General features: G+C 42.6%; 21 protein-coding genes and 1 other annotated feature. Of the genes, 11 read left to right on the top strand and 10 right to left on the bottom strand.

Annotated elements, in window-relative coordinates; genetic code table 11:
* The first annotated feature begins 6 nt into the window (after positions 1-6).
* The gene (kduD, locus tag MKY63_RS23225; protein WP_036688326.1) at positions 7-762 is read left to right on the top strand and encodes a 2-dehydro-3-deoxy-D-gluconate 5-dehydrogenase KduD; all 756 of its coding nucleotides are present in this window, start codon (positions 7-9) and stop codon (positions 760-762) included.
* Positions 763-1,223: 461 nt separating this feature from the next.
* Here the strand turns inward: kduD and MKY63_RS23220 are convergent, their stop codons facing one another.
* Both MKY63_RS23220 and MKY63_RS23215 read right to left on the bottom strand, forming a co-directional pair.
* Positions 1,224-1,664: a hypothetical protein gene (locus MKY63_RS23220; protein WP_339809878.1), complete on the bottom strand. Its 441-nt coding sequence runs from the start codon at positions 1,662-1,664 to the stop codon at positions 1,224-1,226.
* Between the two features lie 2 nt (positions 1,665-1,666).
* Positions 1,667-2,191 carry a hypothetical protein gene (locus MKY63_RS23215; RefSeq protein WP_076146496.1) on the bottom strand — a complete coding sequence of 175 codons (525 nt, stop codon included), beginning with the start codon at positions 2,189-2,191 and terminating at the stop codon, positions 1,667-1,669.
* A gap of 142 nt (positions 2,192-2,333) precedes the next feature.
* Here MKY63_RS23215 and MKY63_RS23210 point away from each other — a divergent pair, with 142 nt between their 5' ends.
* Together MKY63_RS23210 and MKY63_RS23205 are read left to right on the top strand one after the other, a co-directional pair.
* Positions 2,334-2,984, top strand: a complete 651-nt coding sequence (locus tag MKY63_RS23210) for an NUDIX hydrolase (protein WP_076146498.1) — start codon at positions 2,334-2,336, stop codon at positions 2,982-2,984.
* Positions 2,981-3,526: a GNAT family N-acetyltransferase gene (locus tag MKY63_RS23205; RefSeq protein ID WP_076098930.1), complete on the top strand. Its 546-nt coding sequence runs from the start codon at positions 2,981-2,983 to the stop codon at positions 3,524-3,526. The genes MKY63_RS23210 and MKY63_RS23205 overlap by 4 nt, the downstream gene beginning before the upstream one ends.
* Positions 3,527-3,575: 49 nt before the next feature.
* Here the strand turns inward: MKY63_RS23205 and MKY63_RS23200 are convergent, their stop codons facing one another.
* Positions 3,576-5,651 (bottom strand): beta-galactosidase, encoded by a 2,076-nt coding sequence (locus MKY63_RS23200; protein WP_339809875.1) that lies wholly within the window; start codon positions 5,649-5,651, stop codon positions 3,576-3,578.
* A 155-nt stretch (positions 5,652-5,806) separates the two neighbouring features.
* Here MKY63_RS23200 and MKY63_RS23195 point away from each other — a divergent pair, with 155 nt between their 5' ends.
* From MKY63_RS23195 to MKY63_RS23175, 5 genes are all read left to right on the top strand, one after another.
* The gene (locus MKY63_RS23195; RefSeq protein ID WP_256721491.1) at positions 5,807-6,694 is read left to right on the top strand and encodes an AraC family transcriptional regulator; all 888 of its coding nucleotides are present in this window, start codon (positions 5,807-5,809) and stop codon (positions 6,692-6,694) included.
* 86 nt (positions 6,695-6,780) lie between these two features.
* Positions 6,781-7,653: a glycoside hydrolase family 43 protein gene (locus tag MKY63_RS23190; protein ID WP_339809874.1), complete on the top strand. Its 873-nt coding sequence runs from the start codon at positions 6,781-6,783 to the stop codon at positions 7,651-7,653.
* Between the two features lie 20 nt (positions 7,654-7,673).
* Positions 7,674-8,660 (top strand): phosphotransferase, encoded by a 987-nt coding sequence (locus MKY63_RS23185; RefSeq protein WP_339809873.1) that lies wholly within the window; start codon positions 7,674-7,676, stop codon positions 8,658-8,660.
* A gap of 187 nt (positions 8,661-8,847) precedes the next feature.
* On the top strand, positions 8,848-9,585 hold the full coding sequence (locus MKY63_RS23180; protein WP_339809872.1) for a glycosyltransferase: 738 nt from the start codon (positions 8,848-8,850) through the stop codon (positions 9,583-9,585).
* Positions 9,582-10,298 carry a glycosyltransferase family A protein gene (locus MKY63_RS23175; protein ID WP_076190933.1) on the top strand — a complete coding sequence of 239 codons (717 nt, stop codon included), beginning with the start codon at positions 9,582-9,584 and terminating at the stop codon, positions 10,296-10,298. Before MKY63_RS23180 ends, MKY63_RS23175 begins: the two co-directional genes overlap by 4 nt.
* A gap of 100 nt (positions 10,299-10,398) precedes the next feature.
* On the opposite strand, the gene MKY63_RS23170 is transcribed toward MKY63_RS23175, so the two are convergent.
* Positions 10,399-12,009: an S-layer homology domain-containing protein gene (locus MKY63_RS23170; RefSeq protein ID WP_339809870.1), complete on the bottom strand. Its 1,611-nt coding sequence runs from the start codon at positions 12,007-12,009 to the stop codon at positions 10,399-10,401.
* Between the two features lie 94 nt (positions 12,010-12,103).
* Positions 12,104-13,537 (bottom strand): MDR family MFS transporter, encoded by a 1,434-nt coding sequence (locus MKY63_RS23165; RefSeq protein WP_339809868.1) that lies wholly within the window; start codon positions 13,535-13,537, stop codon positions 12,104-12,106.
* 230 nt (positions 13,538-13,767) lie between these two features.
* On the opposite strand from MKY63_RS23165, the gene MKY63_RS23160 reads away from it, so the two are divergent.
* A complete protein-coding gene (locus MKY63_RS23160; protein ID WP_038571872.1) occupies positions 13,768-14,445 on the top strand; it encodes a TetR/AcrR family transcriptional regulator in 678 nt (225 codons plus the stop codon).
* A gap of 86 nt (positions 14,446-14,531) precedes the next feature.
* On the opposite strand, the gene MKY63_RS23155 is transcribed toward MKY63_RS23160, so the two are convergent.
* From MKY63_RS23155 to MKY63_RS23140, 4 genes are all read right to left on the bottom strand, one after another.
* On the bottom strand, positions 14,532-16,133 hold the full coding sequence (locus MKY63_RS23155) for a hypothetical protein (RefSeq protein WP_076225154.1): 1,602 nt from the start codon (positions 16,131-16,133) through the stop codon (positions 14,532-14,534).
* On the bottom strand, positions 16,126-16,839 hold the full coding sequence (locus tag MKY63_RS23150; RefSeq protein WP_076098925.1) for an ABC transporter ATP-binding protein: 714 nt from the start codon (positions 16,837-16,839) through the stop codon (positions 16,126-16,128). The genes MKY63_RS23155 and MKY63_RS23150 overlap by 8 nt, the downstream gene beginning before the upstream one ends.
* A 1,343-nt stretch (positions 16,840-18,182) precedes the next feature.
* Positions 18,183-19,922 carry an ABC transporter ATP-binding protein gene (locus MKY63_RS23145; protein WP_038571881.1) on the bottom strand — a complete coding sequence of 580 codons (1,740 nt, stop codon included), beginning with the start codon at positions 19,920-19,922 and terminating at the stop codon, positions 18,183-18,185.
* Complete coding sequence (locus MKY63_RS23140) at positions 19,919-21,655, bottom strand: ABC transporter ATP-binding protein (RefSeq protein ID WP_076143862.1); 1,737 nt, start codon at positions 21,653-21,655, stop codon at positions 19,919-19,921. Before MKY63_RS23140 ends, MKY63_RS23145 begins: the two co-directional genes overlap by 4 nt.
* Positions 21,656-21,805: 150 nt before the next feature.
* Here MKY63_RS23140 and MKY63_RS23135 point away from each other — a divergent pair, with 150 nt between their 5' ends.
* Positions 21,806-22,675 carry a LysR family transcriptional regulator gene (locus tag MKY63_RS23135; protein ID WP_036688370.1) on the top strand — a complete coding sequence of 290 codons (870 nt, stop codon included), beginning with the start codon at positions 21,806-21,808 and terminating at the stop codon, positions 22,673-22,675.
* A gap of 9 nt (positions 22,676-22,684) precedes the next feature.
* On the opposite strand, the gene metG is transcribed toward MKY63_RS23135, so the two are convergent.
* Positions 22,685-24,331, bottom strand: a complete 1,647-nt coding sequence (gene metG / locus MKY63_RS23130; RefSeq protein WP_076143860.1) for a methionine--tRNA ligase — start codon at positions 24,329-24,331, stop codon at positions 22,685-22,687.
* Between the two features lie 43 nt (positions 24,332-24,374).
* Positions 24,375-24,636, bottom strand: a binding site (T-box leader).
* Between the two features lie 125 nt (positions 24,637-24,761).
* Here metG and MKY63_RS23125 point away from each other — a divergent pair.
* The gene (locus tag MKY63_RS23125; RefSeq protein ID WP_051491574.1) at positions 24,762-25,226 is read left to right on the top strand and encodes a DUF4362 domain-containing protein; all 465 of its coding nucleotides are present in this window, start codon (positions 24,762-24,764) and stop codon (positions 25,224-25,226) included.
* Positions 25,227-25,258 lie beyond the last annotated feature (32 nt).

Genomic DNA, 25,258 nt, shown 5'->3' with positions numbered 1-25,258 from the left:
ATTTATATGTCATCATTATTCAGCTTGGCAGGTAAAACAGCTATTGTAACAGGCGCAGCTCAAGGTCTTGGACAAGGAATCGCGCTTGCATTTGCAGAAGCCGGTGCAGATGTTGCATCAGTCTCCCTTAATTCGAGTGAAGAAACTGTAAATGCAGCAAAAGCTTTTGGAGTAAAAGCAGTTAGTATCGAATCTGACTTAAGTGATCATAGCAAGCTGCAAAGCACTTTTGACCAAGCGCTAGAGCTGACCGGACATGTTGACATTCTTGTAAACTGCGCCGGAATGATCCGCCGTGCACCGGCAAAAGATCATAGTGAAAAAGACTGGTTTGATGTAATCAATTTGAACCTGAACACAGTGTTCCTTCTGTCGCAAATTGCAGGCCGCCACTTCCTGGAAAGAGGATCCGGCAAAATCATTAACATCGCCTCCATGCTCTCCTATCAAGGCGGAATCAATGTCCCTGGTTACACTGCGAGTAAACACGGGGTTGCTGGTCTTACTAAAGCTTTTGCCAATGAATGGGCAGGCTCCGGTCTGAACATCAATGCAATTGCACCAGGTTATATGGCTACTGAAAATACCGCACCAATCCGTGCCGACCAAAGTCGTTCGGACTCTATCTTAGACCGTATCCCTGCAGCACGTTGGGGAACGCCTGATGATGTTAAAGGTCCTGCCGTATTCTTGGCTTCCGCAGCATCTGACTACTTGAACGGTCACGTTCTTAATGTGGATGGCGGATGGATGGCTAGATAATCCATACAAAAATGGGTGTCCCATAGGGGCACCCATTTTTTGTGTGAGGATATGAAGCACTATCGGACTCCGCTGACTGATCTGCACACGCAATAGCTAAAAGACTCAACTGAGCGATCTGCACACGCAGCAGCTTAAAGGATTCAACTAACCGATCTGCACACGCAGCAGCTAAAGGACTCAGCTGACCGATCTGCACATGCAGCAGCTAAAGACTCAACTGAGCGATCTGCACATGCAGCAGCTAAAGGACACAGCTGACCTTATACACCGTTTTATCCGCTATTTGGATAGCTATCGGACCTCATAGCCGCTATTGGTGCAAAAAAAGCTAATTATAAGCTCCTTTCTGAGCTATAGCGACGCTGGAGTCCGAAAACCTGCTTAATAGGCGTTAAATTCGCAAATAGGGGCATCTGGGTCCGAAAATCTCAGTACCAGTGGTGGTTGATCCTTCTGCGTCATTTAAATAAGCTTGCAATGCAATTCACATCAAAATCACTAGTCATTCTAAAGTTTCCCGAATTGTATTTATCCTTCTTATCAAGATCCGTCACATACAGGAAGTTAGTATCCGTAAGATTCATGCCAAACCTCAAGCTGTTATTTACAATAATACTTATCCAGTAGGTCTCCGTAGATTTGTCCAAAGCACTACTTCTTCTCAATTTTACATCTGAAAAAGCATAAATGATCTTTTCAATTTCCTTCGGATCTTCAATCACTACCTTTTCATCCACTGAGTATTTCTCAATCTCGATAGAGGTGATTTCTGTTTCGTCGATTTGATCCAACACTAAATTCTCAAATGAATTATAACTATGGTAGAGATTAATGATTACTGGGATTTCGATCAATAAAAAAATAAGTACGAGAAATATATAACGTTTCTTCATATTCATAATTATGAACACCCTATTTCTACAAACTCCTCTGGATGAGAGCGAATATATTCGCCAATTATTCTATGCGTATTTGGTGTCAGGTTCTTATATCGTTCGAATAACCCAGTAATTACTTCTAACAGCTGAGGGTCTCGATCCAAATCCGTGATGGCAGCATCCGCCCACTCTTTACCCAGTCGATGATTTCTTTCCTCGAGAAATGTCTTTGTTTCCTGAAGCAAAAGAATCATGGGTGAATCGTCAAAAAATCGTATGCCTCCTATCACCCCTGTCCAATACCCTGGCAGGTCTTGCATGTAGGAAATCCAAGCATAATACTCCCCTTCGGAATTACAGCTGTGACCATATAGCACTCTGAACATACATAATGCTTGTTGCCCCTCTGTGAGCTTCGAGATCACTTCTGATTTGGTCGATGGCGATTTTCCGCGAATCAGCTGAAAGGTAGGCTCCATACAGGCCCATCCTAACCTTTCATCACTTAAAGTGTCCAAGTCTTCCTGCTTCATGGCTACTAAATTCATTTAACTCCTCCTTTGATTAACATCCAAAAATATACATATCTTTCTTAACGATGTCAATAAAAATCGCTTGGGCACATGAAGCAATTCGATCGTTTTTATGATACGCTTTAGGCAGTAGATATTTTCACGAAGGAGCTTTTCTATGCATAATGAGATACTTACTATATTTGATGAAGGCGGTCACCGAATCGGTACAGCTCCACGGAAAGAAGTACACCGGTTAGGACATTGGCACGAGACCTTCCACTGCTGGTTTATAAGCAAAACCCAAGAAATCCCCTATATTTATTTACAGCTTCGTAGTGAGCAGAAACAAGAATATGCAGGATTGCTGGACATCACGGCCGCTGGACATTTGCTGACACACGAAACGGTAGAGGACGGGATTCGCGAGGTTCAAGAAGAACTCGGTTTGGAGCTAGCTTTTGATGAGCTGATTCCCTTAGGTACAATTCCTTACTGTATGATCAAAGAAAATCTAATCGATAAAGAACGAGCGCATGTTTTTGTTTATAACAATCCTTATCCACTGGACGATTTTAAGCTGCAAGAAGAAGAGGTCGCAGGAATTGTTATCACAAAGTTTGCGGACTTCCGAAGCTTTTGGCAGGGAGAAATACATAGTCTACAAATCAATGGTTTCAAAGTCGATTCAAACGGGCAGAAAATCAACATTCAACAGAGTGTGGATCGGACTCATTTTGTGCCTCATGAAGCAGCTTATTTCACTCGGATCATTGAGGGCATCGAAGCAATAATTCTAACATCAACCATCGTCACGGAGGACATATGATCATTAATCCTCAAACATCTACAGTGAATGGAATCCAATACAGCATTAGATCTGCTGCCTCAAAAGACGCTAAGGTGTTGTCTGAATTAAGAGTACGTATCGATGGAGAGACTGAGAATTTAGATCGGGAACCAGGCGAAGCCTTTATTGACGAAGAAGGATTTGAACAGCTTATTCAAGCCGATTCAGAGAAAAATAATAACCTCTTTCTAGTCGCAGTAGTGGATGATCAAATCGTTGCGTTCTCCAGATGCGAAGGTTATCCCTTAAAAAGATTCGCTCATAAAGTAGAATTCGGAGTATGTGTGCTGCAGGAGTATTGGGGATATGGTATTGGAAAAAATCTTCTTGGCGAATCGATTGCCTGGGCTGACACTAACGGTATTCAAAAGATCACCCTAAATGTGCTGGAAACGAACACCAATGCTATTAAGCTTTATCAAAAGCTTGGCTTTGAAATCGAAGGGATTTTAAAGAAAGATAAACTTCTATCGGACGGCAAATTGTATAACACCATTATGATGGGAAGAGTTAAGAACTGATTCTATTCAAAAAAAAGGCAGAACCTGAAACTCAGGTCCTGCCTCTTTATTATACTAATGCTTTACGCTTCAACATCGCAAGTCCATTCACCGCTAGATTCAATAGGGCCGGAGCTGAAAGACCTGATTCCAAGTCTGTGTATTCCGCTCCATCCAGCTCTACCGTTTGCGGACTGCCGCTGAAATTTTGCACAAAAACATAATCACTTTCGCCATCTGTGCGAAGTTGTGCAGTCACACCTGCTGGAAGCTCACTATCCATCGCACGGGTAATTCCTGCCTTAGATGTGATCGCTGCGTATAGCTCAACATAGAATGAAGTCTCTTTCACCCGGGTAGCAAGATGGTACGCATTTCCTTCACCGAAACGATTGACTGTAAGCGCTGGACGGCCTGCGTAGAAATCGTTGCGATAATGCCCCAAAGCCTCTGCACCTTCCAAATGAATCAGCTCGGCAATCTCATGCGCATCGTAGTCACCGCTTAGCTTAAGTTTATTACCTGCCTCCATTACTATCCCGTTCAGATCACGGCTGTGCAGCCCTTCTGTCTCCTCTGCCCAAATCCCCAGTGTTCTGCGCAGTGGACCAGGGAATCCTCCCAGATGACATAAATCCGTTTCGTTAACTACTCCTGACCAATAGGTTGCGAGGAATGTGCCGCCTTGCTCCACATATTTCTCAATTCGCTTTCCATTCTCTTCACTAATCAGATATAACATAGGTGCAACAACCAGCTTGTAGGCAGACAAATCATCTCCAGAGCCTATAATATCAACTGGAATGCCCAGCTCCCAAAGTGCACGATAATGCTGCAGCACCGTCTCCTCATAACGTAATCCGGAATTACGGATGCCTTGCGCATCCTTTATCGCCCAGCGGTTGTCCCAATCGAAAATAATCGCCGTCTGCGCCGGAGTGGACGTACCCACTACTTCCGTCATTCCCGCCAGCGTCTTTCCTACTTCCGCTACATCTTGGAATACTCGAGTCTCGGAGTGGCCACTGTGGTCTACAACTGCACCGTGGAACTTCTCACTTGATCCGCGGCTTTTGCGCCATTGGAAATACTGCACAGAATCCGAACCATGCGCTACCGCTTGCAAGGAAGACAGCTTGTGCATTCCGGGACGTTTTAGCTTACTGACCGATTGCCAGTTCGTAAGGGATGGCGTGCTTTCCATCAGCAAGAACGGTTTCTTTTTAAAAGAGCGCATTAAGTCGTAGTGCATCGCCGTCCATGCTGCCAATCTAGTATCGTCACCGTCTTCGGTATAATGCCAGTCTGGATAAGCGTCCCATGAGACCACATCCAAGATTTTGGCCAGCTCGCGGTAATCAATACCATCGATCATATGCATATTCGTCGTAATAGGCAGCTCTAGATTGTACGGACGAACCGTATTGATCTCGTGCTGGCAGAAGTCAATCGTCCGTTCACTAACAAAACGCCGCCAGTCAAGATTCAAGCCGTGTACTTGTGTCTCACCATGTGGAGCTGGGGATTCAATCTGTGACCATGAAGTATAGGTATGGCTCCAAAAAGTAGCCCACCAAGCATGATTCACCTCATCCAAACTGTTATTATATTTCACCTTCAGCCATTCTCTAAAAGCATCCTGGCAGAGCTCACAGTGACACTCCCCACCGAACTCATTCGAAATATGCCACCCGATAATGGCTGGATGCTGGCTGTACCGTTCCGCTAGCTTTGCATTCAGAATTGCAGTTTTCTCACGGTACACTGGTGAGGTAAAGCAATGGTTATGACGGAAGCCATGCAAATTGTGAACACGGTTACGCTCCACTCTTAAGACTTCTGGATATTTTTGCGACATCCATGCTGGGCGGGCACCACTTGGCGTTGCCAAGATAGCGTAAATCCCATTCTCTGCAAAAGAATCAAGTACACCATCCAACCATTCGAAAGTGAACACACCCTCTTCTGGTTCAAGAGATACCCACGAGAAAATGCCTACGGACATGACATTGCAGCCCGCCAGCTTCATTAATCGGATATCCTCACGCAATACTTCCGGATATTTAAGCCATTGTTCAGGATTATAATCAGCACCGTGCAGCATAACTCCAGCTTTACTGCTTATCGGGGAATGTTTTTTATTCATTATGTACGATCATCCTCTCAATTCTGCCCATTTATGGAATGGGACTATTCTCTGATGACAGGCTAGAAGCGTAAGCTATCTAATTCAGGAATCATCATTTATACTATTCATAATATAAGAAAAGTCATTTCAATCAGTAGGAATATAGTCTCGAAGTGATAGCACAAAATGAAGATGAGGTGATAAACCTGCTGCCTTTTTCTCTGATTGAATTACCACGCGACTCTGGAACGTTACCCCTATCCCCCTACTCTGTAGGTCGTCATATCCAATTCCATCATGTGCGCCCAGCAGGATTTCCTGTGTATCAAATCTTTTTGATCCGGACCGGAACCGGTTTATTTCGTGATCTGGAAAATGGCACAGAAATCATACTGGAACCGGGGATGGCTTTTGCCTTCCCGCCAGATCGAGGTCATGAATATTATCCTACCTCTCATGAACCGTGGCATGTTGGCTTTATCGGTTTTCAAGGCAGTCAAGCTCAAGGATTGCTGGAAGCGCTTGAACTGCTCCCTTCTGCTCCTTATCGACCGGAGCGTTTTGAACAATGCTGGGAAGAAATCGGCCAAATTTGGCATACGGTGAATTCTCCTGCCTCCAATCGGCAAGACGAGATGTGGATGCAGGAGTTGTCTATTACGCTCTATAGACTGCTCTTAATGCTGCGCCCTGCCAAGAGTTCACAAAGCTCCGCTAATCGTCTAGCCTTCGAGTCTGTCCGAAATGAAGCCCTAACTACAGCCGTCGGACTGATCAACGAGCATTACACAGAACCGCTTCTGATCTCCAATCTTGCAGCAGCAGTCGGCTACTCCGTGCAGCATTTCCAGCGTTTATTCGTGCAGGAATACGGGGTCACTCCGCATAAGTATTTGCAGAATCTGCGGCTGGAGCGGGCGCTGCAATTAATGACGGAGGATGTGGAGATCCCCGTTCAAGATATTGCGCTTCAGCTGGGCATGGAGACTAATTATTTTATACGTGTTTTCCGAAAAAACTACGGCTGTACACCAGGCGTAATGAAAATACGTTTGCTATAAGGCGAGCAAATGAAGTAACGCTTCCAAGCCTAAAGAAGATATTGTAAAATTAAGCAGATGATAGCTTGTAAATTGGGGGCACCTTAATGAAAACATTATCTGATATTAACTTTAGAGATCCCTATATCCTATCTGTGCCTGAACTTGGACAATACTATTTATTTGGCACAGATGGCCTAACAGCTTGGAGTGGCGCACCTCACGGCTTCGATGTATATATCAGCTCAGATCTTCAGGAATGGTCCGGGCCCATTGCTGCTTTTCGTCCAGATGCTGATTTTTGGGCTGATCATCATTTCTGGGCACCAGAGGTTCACCGCTACAACGGAAAATATTATATGTTCGCTTCTTTTAAAAGACATGGCGTTCCAAGGGGGACACAAATATTAAGCGCGGAAACACCTGAGGGTCCTTATCTCCCTATCAGTAATCATCCGATTACCCCTGCTTCTTGGGAGTGCCTTGACGGAACGTTATATGTAGATAAAGAAGACAAACCTTGGATGATCTTTTGCCGTGAATGGATTGAAGTGTCGGATGGAGAAATGTATGCCGTTCGGCTGAAGGAGGATTTAAGTGCTACTATTGGCGAACCTATGCTGCTTTTCCAGGCTTCACAAGCTCCTTGGACGGTAGGCGGCAAAGAAGGGCAATACGTAACTGACGGTCCTTTTATGCATCAGACTAGCAGTGGTGAGCTGCTTATGTTGTGGTCTAGCAGTGGAGCTAGTGGTTATGCCATGGGTTTAGCCCGATCCGTCAGCGGTGACATTAGTGGACCTTGGCAACATGATCCTGAGCCTCTTTATGCCAAAGATGGCGGACATGGAATGTTGTTTCGTGATTTGACGGGCAGACTTATGCTGGCCATTCATGCCCCAAATCTCAACCCACAAGAACGGCCGCTGCTTATTGAGGTCCAGGAAAGCTCCAGAACGATTTCGATAAAATCATTGTAATGTAGAACGGAGTAGAACCCTTGGAACAAAAGATTAAGTCCTTATTTAATGACCAGATTGTAAGTGCTGCCTGCACGAAATACGGTATCCCCATAGATGAGCTAAGCTTCATTGGCGGATTTCAAAATTTTGTTTATGAATATCAACTTAGCAATCATCAATATATTCTAAGATTTACTCATAGCTCGCTGCGCAGTATGGAATTGTTAACGGCTGAACTTGAATGGATTCTATACCTAGCAGATCATGGCGTTTCCGTATCAAGACCCGTAGGTTCTCTTCTGGGTAATCTAGTTGAGCAAATAGAGATTGGTGATTCATACTTTATGGTATCTTCCTTTGAAAAAGCACAAGGGAAACGAATAGGTTACCCAGACTGCCTGAAGGATCTAGACCTCTATGAGCAGTGTGGCATGATCACTGGACAAATGCACAGATTAGCAAAATCTTATAAACCACAGTCCGAAAGACATGCGTGGCATCAGAACTACTACCTGCAGAATGTAACGAAGTTTATTCCTCCATCCCAAAGTGGCGTTTTAGAAAGCTGTAAGGTGCTTATGGATCAGCTAAAGCATCTCGACGCTGATATAAACACCTATGGTCTCATCCATGGGGATATCAATGTAGGCAACTTTTTGGTCGACAATGGCAAGCTGACCTTGTTTGATTTTGATGAAGCTCAGTACAGCTGGTTTGTAGAAGATATCGCCATTCAACTGTATTATCTAGTCTACGTTTACGGGGATGATAGTATGGAGGACAGGCAGCTTCAATGTCAGCGTTTTATGGAGCATTTTCTAAAAGGCTACGTTAAAGAGAACAGGATTTCAGAAAATGAGCTGAAGCTAATTCCTCTTTTTCTTCGATTAAGAGAGATTATTGTTTATACAGGGATGTACCGGAGTTTTGATATGTCTAACCTAGATGATTGGACCAAAGATTATTTAACGCAGAGTAAGGCGAGAATCGAGAATAGCGTATCCATCATTGAATCTTATTTCTGAACAAACATCCAAAGCGTTTCATATGAATTGTCTCTCTTACAAAACCCACAGCTATCACTGTGGGTTTTGTGTTCTTTAAACAAGTCCATTTTTGCTTTTAAGAGGTTGATATGCCGTTACTCTATCCTAACTTGGACATATCGTATTATGAGACTTTTCCCAAAAATGCATATGAGGGGTTGGTTAAATGAGTGCTGTACCTCACAACAAAGCGAAGCAACAAGGTGTTTCCATTATTACCTGTACCAATCGCCATAATTATTTAAACAACCTACTCCAAAATTTCAGCAGACAAAGATATGCAAATAAAGAACTTATCATTATTATCAATAATAATAAAATTCCACTATCCCCCTACCAAACCTTAGCTAAAAAACACAAAAATATTAAGATATATCGTAAACCTGAACAGCAATCTCTCGGTTCATGCTTAAACTATGCCGTAACAAAATGCAAATATCATACCATTGCCAAATTTGATGACGACGATTATTATGCCCCTTATTATTTGACGGAAAGTATTCTGACCTTAAAAAGAACTAAAGCTGATATCCTTGGAAAACGGGCTCACTATATGTATTTACTAGGTTCAAAGACTTTGATTCTTCGTTTCGCAAATGATGAACACCGAATGGTTACCCATCTCCCTGGCGCTACGCTCGTCTTCAAACGAAAAGTATTCGATCATGTGAAATTTCCTAATAAAAACGTAGGTGAGGATGATCTCTTTTGCAGCAGAAGCAAAAAGAAAGGTTATAAGGTTTATTCTGCAAGTAAAAATAACTTCGTTGCCATACGTAGAAAAAACTCTTCAAAACATACATGGATCATCAGTGATAGTACACTAATAGCTAACCATAAGATCATCCGGAATATTAAAAACTATAGGAATTTTGTTGGACGCCGTCCAAAGATTTCGTTATGAAATTAACTGCTGAATCTACTTCATCTGCCGTGTCTATTCTAACTTGTACAAAACGAATGGATTGTATTAAAACAATATTTGATAACTATCAACGACAGAATTTCAAATCTAAAGAGCTTATCGTGATCATTAATAATGATAGCTTGAAAATAGAAGACTATATACATGCTGCAAAAAAACATAAAAATGTACGGATCTATAAACTACCTGAATATCGTTCACTGGGGTTTTGTCTGAATTTTGGTGTGCACTTAGCGAATTATAGTTGTATCGCTAAATTTGATGACGACGATTATTACTCTGCCAACTATTTAACGGATAGTATGAACATCCTCCATAAAACTAAAGCTGATATCGTTGGAAAACGAGCTCACTATATGTATTTAACTGATAAGAAGCTACTTTTGCTTCGTTATCTTCATATGGAAAATAAACAGGTAACCAATGTTCAGGGTGCGACCCTACTCGTAAAACGAAATGTCTTCCAGCAGATTTCCTTTCCAGATTGGAATAAAGGTGAATGCGTTAAGTTTTGTGCTGATTGTGCTGCACAGGGCTTTAAGATCTATGCAGGAAATAAGTATAACTTCGCTGCGATTCGTAGAAAAAACTCCAAAGATCACACTTGGGTCGTTAGCGACAAGAAACTTCTAGCTCAAAATGTTAAAGTTCTAAACGTGAAAAACTTCAAAAAATACGTAACGCGAGGCTGATTTAATCAATCTAATCCTACCAGCTATGCCTTAGTAACCCAATAAAAAGACTGGACAGCAATATAGCTAAGCGGCTATTCGCATCCAGTCTTTCATATTTTTAAAAAGTATAATCGTAAAATTTCTCTGCATTCCTTAAGCTGGACCATACATCAGAACTTTCTCCGCCTATATACCAATAAGCTACTCCAGCTAGTTTTTTAGTAACCGCTAAGTTGTATTTTGTTATTAATGAACGCCCATCCTCAATCCAGATCGTATGTTTTATAGCTTGTTTCGAGTAGCCCGCGACATATTGTCCCAGCGAAGGATTCCACACGGGTCTCGATGCATAGCTGCTGATAATCTGATTTTGCTCCGGAAGCGTAATATATTGAGAGGATAAAACCGTCCCCTTCTGGTTCAATGTCCAATCCCGATTATATAAGGGCAATGCCAATATAACTTTTTGACTAGGTACAACTTTTAGGATTGTATTCACAGCCTTTTGATCATAAGAAAGCGAGGCATTGGACCCCGGAACTTGACTCCCGTCATAATGCTCATCATAACCCATCATCACCATATAATTCACTTGCTTGCCTAGGGCAGCATAGTCAAAAGCTTCTGTCCAATCCGTTCCAAGATCAGGGGATACATCCATCGACAGGATAACATCGAGCGAATGCATTTTCTCGGCTAATAAAGTAATAAACGAAGTCAAATACACACGATCTTCGGCCGCTACATTTTCAAAATCTATATTTAGTCCATCTAATCCATATTTACTCACTAAAGCAGCTAACTGATTAACTGCCGTATTCCTTGCGGTTGTACTCAACAGCATCTGATGCGTCGCTTCTTGATCCGATCGATTGCCAACCATCGCCCAGACTTGCTTTTTATTCTTTTTTGCCCAAGTTATCAGCGAGGCGTCTGTCGAATCCGTTACTGCCCCTGTTTTCCCAACATAATACCAACGTGGTGATAATGTGTTGACGTTCGATTGCAGAACATGATTCTCAAATTGTGCCGTCGTGAGACCATACTGCCAGCCTATAACAATACGTTTGTCCGGATTACTTTCCAGCTCTGCCGCCCAGCTTGTATGTTGCAGCACCCGATCCATAAACACTGCCGTCTCTTGCCTGGTTATCGGGTCAGTGGGCCGAAAATTCCCGCTATTATCGCCCTTCATTAATCCGCGATCATTAACCTTAGCAACAGCAGCACTTGCCCAGCTAGCAATTTGTTGCCGATCCTTAAAATTAGTTTGTGCGGCAGTTGCAGTGTTTGTTTGCTTTAGAGCTTTGGCTATCCACACAGCCGCTTCCTGCCGAGTGACTGCTTTTGCGGGTGCAAAAGTAGTTGCCGAAGTGCCGTTCGCCAGTTCAAGCTGAACCGCAGCCTGGATCCAGCCGTAATACCAAGCGCTTTTGGCTACGTCGGTATAAGGAGATACCGGACTCAACGCTGGATCAAGCCTCAACAGTCGATCAAGAACTGTTATAAATTCAGCTCTAGTAATCGATTGAGTAGGTGAAAATTTAGTATTCGAGGTGCCAGTTAATATATTCCGGTTATATAAATCTATGATTTCTTTTTTTGCATAATTAGTGTTTATATCCTCAAAAGGAACCCCGTTATCGGCCGATATATGCTGAATAAATACTCCGGCGGCTAGCACGACAGCGAGGGTTATTATAGTAAATCTAGCAAATATATTTTTCACGGGTTAAGAGATTCCCCCTTGGTTATCAATCTTTGAATTATACCAAGGATACAATCAATAAACATCGCTAAAATATTGGTAGAGTACGATAGGATCAGCTCTTCGGATTACGCAAAAAGAGACTAAGAACCACACCACACAGCGCCAAGACCAATGAAACTAGGAACGTATCGTGGAATCCTGCAACCATAGCCGCTGAGGGTAGTTTCTGATTACCTTGACTCATATGTGTAGCTATATTGGAAGTCAATAAGCCCGACATTATAGCGACAGCAAAGGAACCCACAATTTGTTGCGCAGAGGCAGTAAGTGGGGTAACACGGCTGATCAGATCCTTCGGAGCGGCCTTAAGCACATGTGTACCGAGCTGCATAGTAGTTAATCCTTGGCCAAGTCCCATAATGGCAAAATAACTGATCATAACGTATACACTTGTATCATTTTGTAAACGTGACAAGAGAAAGAGTCCGGTGGACAGCAGCACAAGTCCAGAGAACACAACGGGCCGAGCTCCAAACTTATCAAATAACTTTCCTCCAATAATCATGCCAGCAAAGGATATTAATGCTTGGGGAATAACTAAAAGCCCCGATTCAAAGGAAGAAAAACCTCTGACCTGCTGCAAAAAAATTGGAATTAACAGAATCGAACCAAATAAGGCGAACTGATTAATCCAGGTCAAAATCATACCTTTACTAAATTCTAGAGATCGAAAAGAGCGAAGTTCCAATAACGGTTCTTTTTGGCGCAATTCCACGAAAATAAACAAGGCTAAAGCAATGAAGCTGAACGCAAGAGATATAATCGTTATACGATCCCCCCAGCCATCTACTCCCCCTCTATGCACCCCAAATACCAAGCTGGAGAAGGCGAGCGGTGATAAAATCACACCCCAAATATCCAATTTAGCTTTATTCCCCTTCTCTATTACCGGAAGAAATTTCACTCCAACAATCATTGCAATAATGCCAATGGGAACATTAATCAGAAAAATCCAATGCCAGCTGGCATATTCCAACAGCCATCCTGACAGTACAGGGCCAAGAACAGGCGCAATTAACATCGGTAGTCCAAGCAATCCCATGATTGAACCTCTTTTATCGGGAGGTGCGATTTTGAATGACATAGCCATACCAATTGGAGCAATCATCCCTCCGCCTAATCCCTGCAAAATACGAAAGATTATCAGCTCTGTTGTGGATTGTGCCATAGAGCATAATAAAGAACCTATGGTAAACAATACGATCGAAGCTAAAAAAACACGTTTGGCAGTAAACTTATCCGAGAACCAACCGGCCAATGGGATAATTACGGATAAAGCCAGCGTATAACCCGTAATGGCCCACTGTATTGTTTTTAGGCTGGCATCAAAGGTTTTTTCAAGCTGCGGGATCGCTACATTCATAATTGTACTGTCGAGCATAACCAGCAGCATTCCTGTTATAAGTGCCAGTATTACGGGAAGTATTGCTTTTATAGAAAATTCTTTGATGACTGGTTGGGATTGTTCCACTTGAAGATTACTCATGGGTCTATACACATCCTTTTTAATTTTTACTAATAAAATTGCTAACTGCTACCTCCTTTTTTTAAAAATCGCACCTTTAAACTAACAGTGTAAGATTAATATAGCACCCGTTTATTTGCTTGTAAATAAAAATATCTAACAGTGTAAGATAAACCGGTAATCTAACGATGGTAGACCAGCCATCCATCTTCGCTTATGATAAAAGAAGACAGTAACAGGAGGTCGTTTCGATGAGAATCAAAAATCTGCAAATCACTGAACAAGATATAATAAAAGCTTCTTGGGAGCTGCTGGATGATATCGGCATAGAGGCATTTAGTATGCGTAAATTAGCAGAACTATTAAATATACAAGCCGCCTCTCTCTATTGGCATTTTAAGAGTAAACAGAGTATTTTCCAGACACTGGCTAATGAGATCGCCAAAGAAGCCCTCGAAACTGCGAATCTCGAAGGTGATTGGCAAGAACAGCTTTTTCATTTTGCAGATCGAATCCGCGGGGTTTTACATAAGTATCCTTGCTCGGCTCAGCTGATGATGAGAACCTTGCCTTCTGAACCTAATTATCTATCTTTACTGAATACTTTGCTTCAGATCGTGGATCATCTTCCTTTAAGCGATAGTGACAAATTCTCCTTAATTGCTTGCGTGTTAAACTATGTAATCTCTTTCGAATTGGACAAATATGAGCAGGATCGAATTGACTTAGCCATGAAAAATGAACCTAATGGAGATGCTAGAGAGGTATTTAAACAATCGCTTGAGCACTTATCAGGGGATGGACCTAATGTTATAAAACGAATGTACGAAAACAATATCTTTAATGAAATTGGCTCCGATAAGATGTTCTATACAGGTCTAAAAATAATGGTGAGTGGAATTGAACAGTTAGCTAATGAGCGACAGTAGAGCTTAGGGGATTTTTCACGACAATAAATCTTGGCACAAATAAAGGGCATCCCAGCAGCCGATTTCGGCTTTTGGAATGCCCTTTTTTAAAGAGCCCGAAATAAAAGTTCTCCTTTGGACTGAATGTATCTATACATCACTCCACATGCCACAAATATCACCACACCAATACCTAACATAACGAGATTACCATTTAGATCGGATAAAAGAAAACTCAAACCAAATGGAATCAGCAAGCTGATAAATCCTATAATCATCGCTACAAGGACCGAAGCACTTTGTTTAATTACTGAGACTTCGTTAGTCCACTCCAGTTTAGGAAGCTTCAAGTTAACGATCACACCTACCATTGCAGTAAGACAAGCGTATAGGACGGGGATTATTAGCAATAACAAGCTCTCCATCCAGCCTGTGCCCAGAGAAATCATTAGAAGCACACTACTAACAATCACAATCGGTACTGTAATGGTGAGATTCACTACGATTTTACTTAATAATATGGTTTTTGTCGGAACGGGGGCGCTTTTTAAAATCCAAATATGGTTACCTTCAAGCGAAATCGAACTCGATGTCGTACAGCTTAATGCAACAAAGAGGGAAACAAATAGTGGCGCCAATCTGCTTAGATAGTTAGAGAGTTCTGGTATTTCCATAATTTGTCCTAATTGCTCTGAGCTAACAAACAGTAAGGTAATCGCCATGACAAGTAACATAACCATACCGATACTCGTATTTAGCACATATATAGAAGAACTGAAATAGCGGCGCAGCTCTTTTTTATACAATGTGTAAAGCGGTGAAGAGACTTCAAGTGACCTCATTTGATACTTATTCTTTGAGTAAGAAGTCGTAAGGCCTGTGTGTATTGCTTTATATTTGCTGCCAAGAATAAGGGTAAACAACATAAAAGAAAGTAACGAAATCCCTATAAATAATAGTAAAGGAGCTACCTGATACGAGCAGACAGCATCTACATACATAACCGTCAAAGGATATAAGTTGAAGATTTGATCGGCAATTTGTGTGCTCATATCCGCAAGTAACTGCGGGTCATTCCCATTCATTTGGCCTGAACCCAAAATAATAACAATGATTACGGCAAAAGTCAGAATGAGACTTATTAAACGACTTCCTTTAAAACGTGAGGAAATCCAACTAATCAATGCCCCTATAATTGTTGCAGCAATGATCGGCACTAATGGGATAAATAGCAGCGTTATCATGAAAAATAAATAATATACTACTGCCGGATTTACCTTTATAGCATAAACTACACCTGCTGGCACCATCACCATCAATGAGAACAGTATATTCAGCACATAGAGCTGAACTACACGGCTTGCTACGATATGGCTCGTTTTGATAGGCAACGACATTACGAGATCGTAATCTTTGGAGCCAAATAATACCCCACTCGCCTTATAGATCGTTGTAAAAAATCCAATCAAGCAAGTAACAGCCATCATAATCGCAAGCAGCAGCTCTGGCCGGCCTATCTGTTCAAGTGTCTCTGCTATCATGAAGCTATATCCAAATGAAACTACTGCCATCATGACAATCCCTATTAAGATACCGATGCTCAGCAAAAGCATTTTTCGTCTTTCTTTCATATCCCTTGTATGCAAAGCTTTATTTAACCCAAAGGATGAGATCAGCTGAATTTTCGTCAATCGCCAGATATTAATCATGTTTAATCAACTCCAAAAACACATCTTCAAGGCTACTGTCACCTTTCACCTCTTCTGTTTTCCCATGAGTGATCAATTCACCCGCTTTGATAATGGCAATCTTATTGCAGAGCTTCTCGGCCACATCCAGTACATGCGTCGAAAAAAAGATCGCACTGCCCTGGCTGCAAATCTCCGCCATGATTCTCTTGAGCGTGTGTGCCGCTTTTGGATCAAGTCCCACAAAGGGTTCATCCAGAACGAGCAGCTTCGGTTTATGAATAAGCGAGGAGATAATCGCGAGTTTCTGTTTCATACCATGAGAATATGCGGAGATTAAATCCCCCAGATTAGAGGTAATCTCAAATTCATCGCTATACTTCTTTATCAATAACTCCCGATCCGCTTTCGATACACTAAAAAGATCACCAATAAAATTCAAGTACTGAATGCCCGTCAGATGATCGTATAGATCCGGATTATCTGGAATATACGCAGTAATCGCTTTGCAGGCTAAGGGATCTTTTTTAATGGAGTACCCACCAATCTCGATATCTCCCTCCTCAAAATCTAAAACTCCGACCACTGCTCGGATAGTTGTTGTTTTCCCCGCACCGTTATGACCGATAAAGCCATAGATGTCACCTTTTTCGACCACCAAATTCAGATCATTTACCGCCTTCTTGCCACCCTTGTAGCTCTTGGTAAAATGTTTGATTGTCAACATCTTGCCACTCCCCTTCCAATCTCATAACACTCTCGACAAGCCATATTTACTATAGCTTCGTCGTCTTCAATATACGTTTCTTATAATACGTTTAGCCCGTCCAGATAGTTCATTCATTCACAAATATTTTTATCGGAAATTCCCACTCTATAGCGCGCGAGGTGAATAGTAACCGGGTCCGTAAGGGTAAGCAATTTACTTTTGAACGCTAAACAATCGACTTCGTTGGTGCCACGGTGTATAGGACCGAGGCGCCCTTATTTCACAAAATCATGCCTTTTTCCACTCCGTTCGGACTCAGATGCAGCTATTGTGCCATATCCACTGCATTTTGCTGCAAAATCAGCCGAATAAGTGCTATGCAGTCCGTTACTTTGAAATAAGGCGCCAAAAACACTATTTAGCTGCAATACGGTCTGCAAGGGTAAACAAACTACTTTGCTGACGATGTGATAGCTACTTTGGAACGCTAAGCAAACGAATTTCTAAGCATTCTACACTGGAACAGAAGCAATCTACCTTTGGCGATGGCTGCCATTGCAACGTATTGGACCGAGGCGCCCTAATTTCACAAAATCATGCCTTTTTCCACTCCGTTCGGACTCAGATACAGCTATTGTGCCATATCCGCTCCTTTTTGCTGCAAAATCAGCCGAATAAGTGCTATGCAGTCCGTTACTTTGAAATAAGGCGCCAAAAACACTATTTAGCTGCAATACGGTCCGCAAGGGTAAACAAACTACTTTGCTGACGATGTGATAGCTACTTTGGAACGCTAAGCAAATTACTTTGGGGACGGTGAGATAACTAACTTTGGAACGCTATCCAAACTACTTTGGGGACGATGAGCTAACTACTTTGAACGCTAAGCAAACTACTTTGGGGACGATGAGCTAACTACCTTGGCACGTAAGCGAACTACTTTCTAAGCATTCTACACTGGAACAGAAGCAATTTACCTTTGGCGATGGCTGCCATTCCTACGTATTGGACCGAGGCGCCCTAATTTCACAAAATCATGCCTTTTTCCACTTCGTTCGGACTCAGATGCAGCTATTGTGCCATATCCGCTCCTTTTTGCTGCAAAATCAGCCGAATAAGTGCTATGCAGTCCGTTACTTTGAAAAAAGGCGCCAAAAACACAATTTAGCTGCAATACGGTCCGCAAGGGTAAGGTAAGGTAAGGTAAGGTAAGGTAAGGTAAGGTAAGGTAAGGTAAGGTAAGCCAAGGTAAGGTAAGCCAAGCCAAGCTAAGCTAAGCTTAGCCAAACTAACTACCCACCCAACAAAAAGAGCATTCCCCCCAAATTCGGGATTGAATGCTCTTTTTTTAAATGCAAAGTCTACGCTGATGCGAACTGACTGTTATATAATCTGGCGTAATATCCACCGCTGGCTAGGAGTTGGTCATGCGTACCACTCTCCACAATGTCTCCGTCCTTCATGAAAAGAATGAGATCCGATTCTCGAATCGTTGACAAACGGTGGGCAATTACAAAGCTGGTCCGGCCTGCGATCATTTTTAGAAAAGCCTTCTGAATCCGTACCTCAGTCAGCGTATCAATACTGCTGGTGGCTTCATCCAAAATGAGCATAGGTGGATCTACGAGCATCACTCGTGCTATGGTTAGCAGCTGCTTTTGTCCTTGCGACAAATTATCTCCTGAGCCACTGATCTTCGTATCATATCCCTCAGGCAGGCGTTTAATGAAGCTATGAGCATTAGCAGCCTTAGCAGCAGCGATGACCTCTTCTTCGGTAGCCTCAGGTTTGCCGTAGGCAATATTTTCTCTAATTGTGCCGCCAAACAGCCAAGTGTCCTGCAACACCATCCCGAAATTACGCCGCAGACTGTCCCGGGTAATCGTCTTGATATCCACGCCGTCAATCTTGATGGAACCCCTATCCACATCATAAAAACGCATTAGCAGATTTACCAGCGTTGTCTTCCCCGCTCCCGTCTGCCCTACAATTGCAACCCGGGTACCTGGTTTCACTTCCAGACTGAAATCATTAATCAGAGGACGTTCAGGATTATAAGCAAAGGATACTTTTTCAAAGGTAATCGTTCCTTGACTTGTATTCATAATTTTGGCGTCTGTTGCATCAGCTGGTTCTGGCGATAGGTCTAGAATGGCGAAAATTCGCTGCGCTGATGCTGTTGCCGATTGAAGCTGCGTAATCACACCTGTAATTTCATTAAACGGCTTAGCAAACAAGTTGGAGAAGATCAAAAAGCTGGACAAATCCCCTACCGTCACAAGCCCGCGAATCACCATAACACTTCCGATCATCGCGATAACAGAGAAGGTAATATTATTTACTAACCGTGTTGTCGGATTGGACAAGGAACCGTAAAATTGTGATTTCACGCCAGTCTGGTACAAAGTCTCGTTTCGTTCTTCAAACTGGGTCAGTGCACGGTCTTCATAATGATAAGCTGTGACCACTTTTTGTCCGCCAATCATTTCCTCCACATATCCGTTGAGACCGCCCAGAATTTTAGCCTGCTCCTTAAACATCTTCTGGGAGCGCATCGTAATAAATCTTGCCACAAAAAATGTAACGGGTGCTGACAGAAGAACAACTAAGGTCATTAAAGGACTAATGTACAACATGAGTGCAATTGCCCCCACGATGGTGATGATCCCCGTGAGCAGTGTTGAGAAGCCTTGCAGCAGTCCATCAGAGACCGCATCCATATCATTAACAAACCGGCTGATGCTGTCCCCTTGCGGGTGGTTATCATGAAATTTCAACGGCAAAACATTTAATTTATCAAAAAGCTCCCGCCGTAAGTCATATACAGTCCGGTAAGCAATTCGATTAGTCAGGTAGGTAAGAAGCCATCCGAAAAAGCTGCCGACAATATACACCCCTGCCAGAATCAAAAGCAGTCTAAGTACGGCGTCAAAATCAACCTCTCCCGGCCCGATCATAAAATCGATGGCGCTGCCGATGAGCAGCGGGCCAATTAGACTGGCAATCACACTGAGTATTGCGCAGATTACTGCACCTATAGCTATTTTTTTATAATGCCCTGTGTATACAATAAGTCTTTTCCAAATGTTATTTTTGTTCATTGGCCCGACTCCTCACTTGATAGCTGGGACAGGCAGATTTCTTTATACTCTTCACAACCCCGCATCAGCTCCTCATGGGTTCCGACACCGGCGATCCGCCCTTCCTCAAATACCATTATTTTATCCGCTTGTCTTACAGTGCTTACCCTCTGCGAGACAAGGAGTACGGTCATTTCCTGGCTGCTCTCTTTAAGAGCCTTTCGAAGTGCCGCATCTGTGGAGAAATCCAGCGCACTGGAGGAGTCATCCAAAATAAGAATCGATGGCTTACCTACTACTGCACGAGCTATGGTTAAGCGCTGCTTTTGTCCACCGGATAAATTTAATCCACCACGAGATACTTGCGTATTCAAGCCTTCGGGTAATTTACGTATAAACTCCTCCGCTTGAGCGATAGAGGCTGCCTGCATGATTTCTTCCTCAGTTGCATCTTCCTTGCCCCAACGTATATTCTCAGCGATTGTTCCTGTAAACAACACAGCTTTTTGCGGTACAATCCCTATTTTCTCACGAAGCTGGTGCAGCTTGTAATCTCTGACATCCACACCATCCACTTTCACTTCACCTTGCACCACATCATAAAAACGGGGGATCAAATTCACAAAAGTAGACTTACCTGAACCCGTACTGCCAATCAGGCCCACGGTCTCTCCGCGATTAATTACTAAAGATATATCCTCTAATGCCGATTCACCTGTCGTATTATACCCAAAGGATACGTGATCGAATTGTATAGCAGGGGCAGCATGGTCAGGTTCTGCAATCAATGCATTTCCTTCCTCGGACACGGATACCTTAACACCAAGCACTTCATTCACACGATTCGCTGAGGATGAGGCTTTTGTAAAAATAATAACCAAGTTGGAGACTACTATCAGCGCCAGCAAGATCTGAGTGATGTAATTGATGAAGGCAATGATCTCCCCTTGAGACAATCGGCCCCCATCGATATGAATTCCGCCTACCCACAAAATAGCTATGATCGCCGCATTTACTACAAGTGTAGTCATCGGCCCAAGCAAAGCAGAAATCCGCGAAACCCGGATCGCCGTAGTAGTCAAATCATCAGATGAGGCATCAAAACGTTCTTTTTCTGTACGTCTTTTGGCAAAAGCACGAATCACTCGAATCCCCGATAAATTCTCACTCAGTACGAGCGCAAGGGCATCCAGCTTCTGCTGGTATTTTCGGTACAAAGGAGCACTGCGGGTGATAATAAAATATAAAATAATGCCAAAAACCGGTGTTGCCGCTATTAGAATCAGCGATAATCTAAAATCCAAAATCATGGACATTAGGATAGCCCCGATGCAGATAAACGGTGCACGAATAACTAGACGAATCAGCATGGCCACAGCAATTTGCAGCTGGTTTACGTCATTGGTAATCCGATTAATCAGTGTAGGCGTACCTAAGGTATCCAGTTCAGCATACGACAAGGATGTAATATGTCTAAACATCTTATTGCGTAGTGTCGTACCGAATCCCTGTGAAGCCCGGGCTGCATAATATTGGCATACCATGGAGCAGCCGAAGCCAAGCAGTGACATCAGCACCATTAGGCCACCCATGCGGTAAACATAGGCGCTGTCATGATTGCCAACCCCGTTGTTGATGATCAATGCGACAATGGTAGGCAAAATCAGCTCCAGAATCGCTTCCATCAGTTTGAAGATCGGTCCAATGATCGCTTCTTTTTTGTACGGCTTTAAATATACTGCAATTTTGAACAAATTTATCCACACCCAACATAAGAAGTATTTAACCACTTGAAATATGTATAAGAACAGTTATGATTATGGCATATCTACTCACATATTAATAATATTGGATTCGTATCGCTCCCATACGATTAGCATATCTCAAGTTCGGAGGATTTTTATATGGATATTAGACAGCTTAAATATTTTATGGCGATAGCTGAGGAAGGACAGATCACATCTGCAGCCAAAAAACTGCAAATGGCCCAGCCTCCGCTGAGCCAGCAGCTAAAGCTCCTGGAGGAAGAACTCGGTGTAAAGCTAGTGGAACGAGGTCCACGCAGCGTGCAGCTCACTGAAGCTGGAGCCATTTTGCGGGACCGTGCCCAACAAATTCTGGAGCTGGCAGATTCCACTGCCCGTGAGCTCACTGATTTTGTCAAAGGTTTAAAAGGAACCCTAGCCATTGGTACAGTTTCTTCCTCTGGAGCTACGTTGCTTCAAGATCGGCTATGTGAATTTCACAAAACCTATAAAGGTGTGAAGTTTGAGATTCATGAAGGAAATACCTTTAGAATCATTGACCTTTTGAATAAAGGTATTGTCGAAGTCGGGATTGTTAGGACACCCTTTAATGGTACAAATTTAGAATGTCTTTACACACAAGCTGAACCTATGATTGCCGTAATGACACCTGAGTATGACTGGAAAACGGATGAAAACTTTATTGAGATCGGTGAGCTAAAGGATAAGCCGCTTATTATCTACCGCCGTTTTGAGCAGCTTATCCGGGAAACATGTCTTGAGAACGGCTTTGATCCGCTGATTTTCTGTATGAATGATGATGCTAGAACAACACTGCTCTGGGCAAACGCTGGTCTTGGCATCGGAATCATCCCCAAATCCGCTTTCGAATTAACGAGTAACAGTAATTTGATCTATAAAGAAATCAGTAGTGAATCACTACGCACGCGGGTCGCCGCCGTCTGGATTAAGGATAAATACTTGTCATCATTGGCTTCCAAGTTTATTGAAAGCTTCAAGAATGGATAAATACCAGCTCTATTTATTCACTTGCTGTTGATCTAGCCTATCCTCTTCTTCTTTAATACGGCTAATATCAATTCGTTCAAACAATAATTGTAAATCAGTAACCTGTTGGTAAGGGGGCACCAAGCAAGGCTGCCAATTCGGTAGTTCTAACGACAGGAACCCCCTGATCTTGTCACAAGAGAACGGCAGAAACGGATGTAACAAATTCGCTAGGTTCGCAATAATCTGCACACATGTGTATATTGCAGAATCACAAGAAACCTGATCCTCTTTTATCTGTATCCATGGTTTTTGCAGGTCGAAATACTGGTTTGCCTTGCGCACATAAGAAAAAATATACTCCAGCGCATCTTTTAGATTCCCAGCCTCAATAAGCCGCCCTGATTCGAGATACAAGAGGTCAATGTTGTCATTCCACCCCTTATCCAATTGCCCATTCGGCACTTTCCCTTCATAAAACTTATCTACAAAAGCCAATGAACGATTCACAAAGTTACCAAATGCTCCAAGCAGCTCTCCATTATGGCTATAAATAAACTCTCTCCAGGAAAAATCCGTGTCCCGCTTCTCGGGTCCATTAGCAATTAAGAAATAACGAATAGAATCTGGCTGATACCGCTCTAAAATATCAGGTACCCAGACCGCCCAGTTTCGGCTAGTGGAGAACTTCTGCCCTTCAAGGGTTAAATATTCGCTAGATATAATCCTGTCCGGTAAATGCAGACCTCCAGCTCCTAATAACACAGCCGGCCATATTAAAGTGTGAAAAGGAATATTGTCTTTACCATGCACATAATAAGCAGTAATCTCCCCTTTTTCCTCTAACCAAAAATCCTCCCAGCTTCCTCCGGACTGTGCAGCCCACTGCTTACTGGCTGATAAATAACCACTTACCGCCTCAATCCAAACATAAATCTTTTTATCTTCAAATCCAGCCACAGGAACATCTACACCCCAAGACAAGTCTCTTGTTACCGCGCGGTCCTGCAGCTCTTCTTGTAAATAACGTTTGGTCAGTTTTATAGCGTTATCTCTCCAAAATTGTGCTTCCTCTACATATTCCGTTAATTCAGACTGAAAATTAGATAAGCTAAGATAATAATGTTCTGTCGGCCTTTCTGATGGTGTATTACCACATAATTTGCAGACTCTGTCTAACAAATCGGCAGGATCTAGAATCGTAGAACAATAATCACATTGATCCCCTCGCGCCCGCTGGCCACATACCGGACAAGTCCCTTCCACATATCTGTCTGGCAAAAAGCGCTGATCCACCTCGCAGTAACATTGCGCAATGGTTTTTTTATATAAATGACCATTCTCTAGTAGCTTTGTAAACAACTCTTGCACGACCTTATGATGCTGCGGTTGATCCGTTCGAGTATATAGATCATAACTAAATCCCAGCTGTTTAAAACACTTCAGAAACTCCTCATGATATCTGCTTGCAAAAGCTCCGGGTGTAATCCCTTCATTCGCAGCCTGAACCGCTACGGGTGTGCCATGGCAATCACTGCCTGATACATATAATACGTTATCCCCTTTGGAGCGAAAATATCGTGCCAGCACATCCCCAGGCAACACACTTGATAATCTCCCAAGATGTAAAGATCCATTCGCATACGGCCAAGCACCACCTATAAACACATTACTCATTAACCTTCTCCTCCTTTTTTTGACAACAAAAAAACTCCCATCCACAAAGGACGAGAGTTCTACTCACGTGTTACCACCTAATTTTATAAATGCCTCATGACATTTACCTCTTCAGGTACGACGTTAATTAACGTTTATACCCTAGCACTGTAACGGATGCAGGTTCCGGCGCAGCCTACAACCCATAAGGTTTCGATGCGCAGCTCTGAGACCATATTCCCAAGGGTTTTCTTTACTCCTTTTCAGCGACCGGAGCTCTCTGTTGAAAGAATTGCCGTGGTACTCTTTCTCTTCTTTGCTTTTACATATTCAAGTTAGAGAAAATAATAATCAATTTGTTGTTTATTGTCAATGTGAAAAATCAAGCTCACTGTAACTTTTCCAGTTAATCTCCGTCTTTTATATAAATACGTTACAAGGAGGTCCCTCAGTGAAAAAGGTAAATTTGCTTACACTCTCTGTTCTTTTACTAGCAGGGGTATGGGGTTGCTCCGATAATCAAGTCAATTCTGTACCTAAAAGTGAGCCCTATACTTCCAAAGAAGCCATCAGTAGAGGGGATATTGTTTCTTGGGAAAAAGTGTACAACCTCGATAAATTCGAGCAATTTATAACGAATCTCTCCAGCAAAAAAGCAGACAATATACGCGTTACAAGTTACACAGATGAAGGCGATCCTATATTTAAGGATTTGAAATTTGACGGTAACGTGATTAATTATAGCTATGATACCTCTAATGATGCATTCGGTGGAAGCAACACAGGAGTCAGAACCGATACCTGCTCCGAAGTGACGAGTAAAAAAAGCACACAAGGTGAAATTATCTATTCGATCAGCGGTTGCACAAATAATGACTCTGAAATTGATTACTACCTTTTTCGCACAACAAAATGAAATGCTGAAATAAAAAAGACCACCCAATCATA

It is taken from the genome of Paenibacillus sp. FSL R7-0189, assembly GCF_037969925.1.
Classification (GTDB): domain Bacteria; phylum Bacillota; class Bacilli; order Paenibacillales; family Paenibacillaceae; genus Paenibacillus_AQ; species Paenibacillus_AQ odorifer.
The sequence above is the reverse complement of the archived record's forward strand: the minus strand, read 5'-3'. Positions and strand labels throughout refer to the sequence as shown.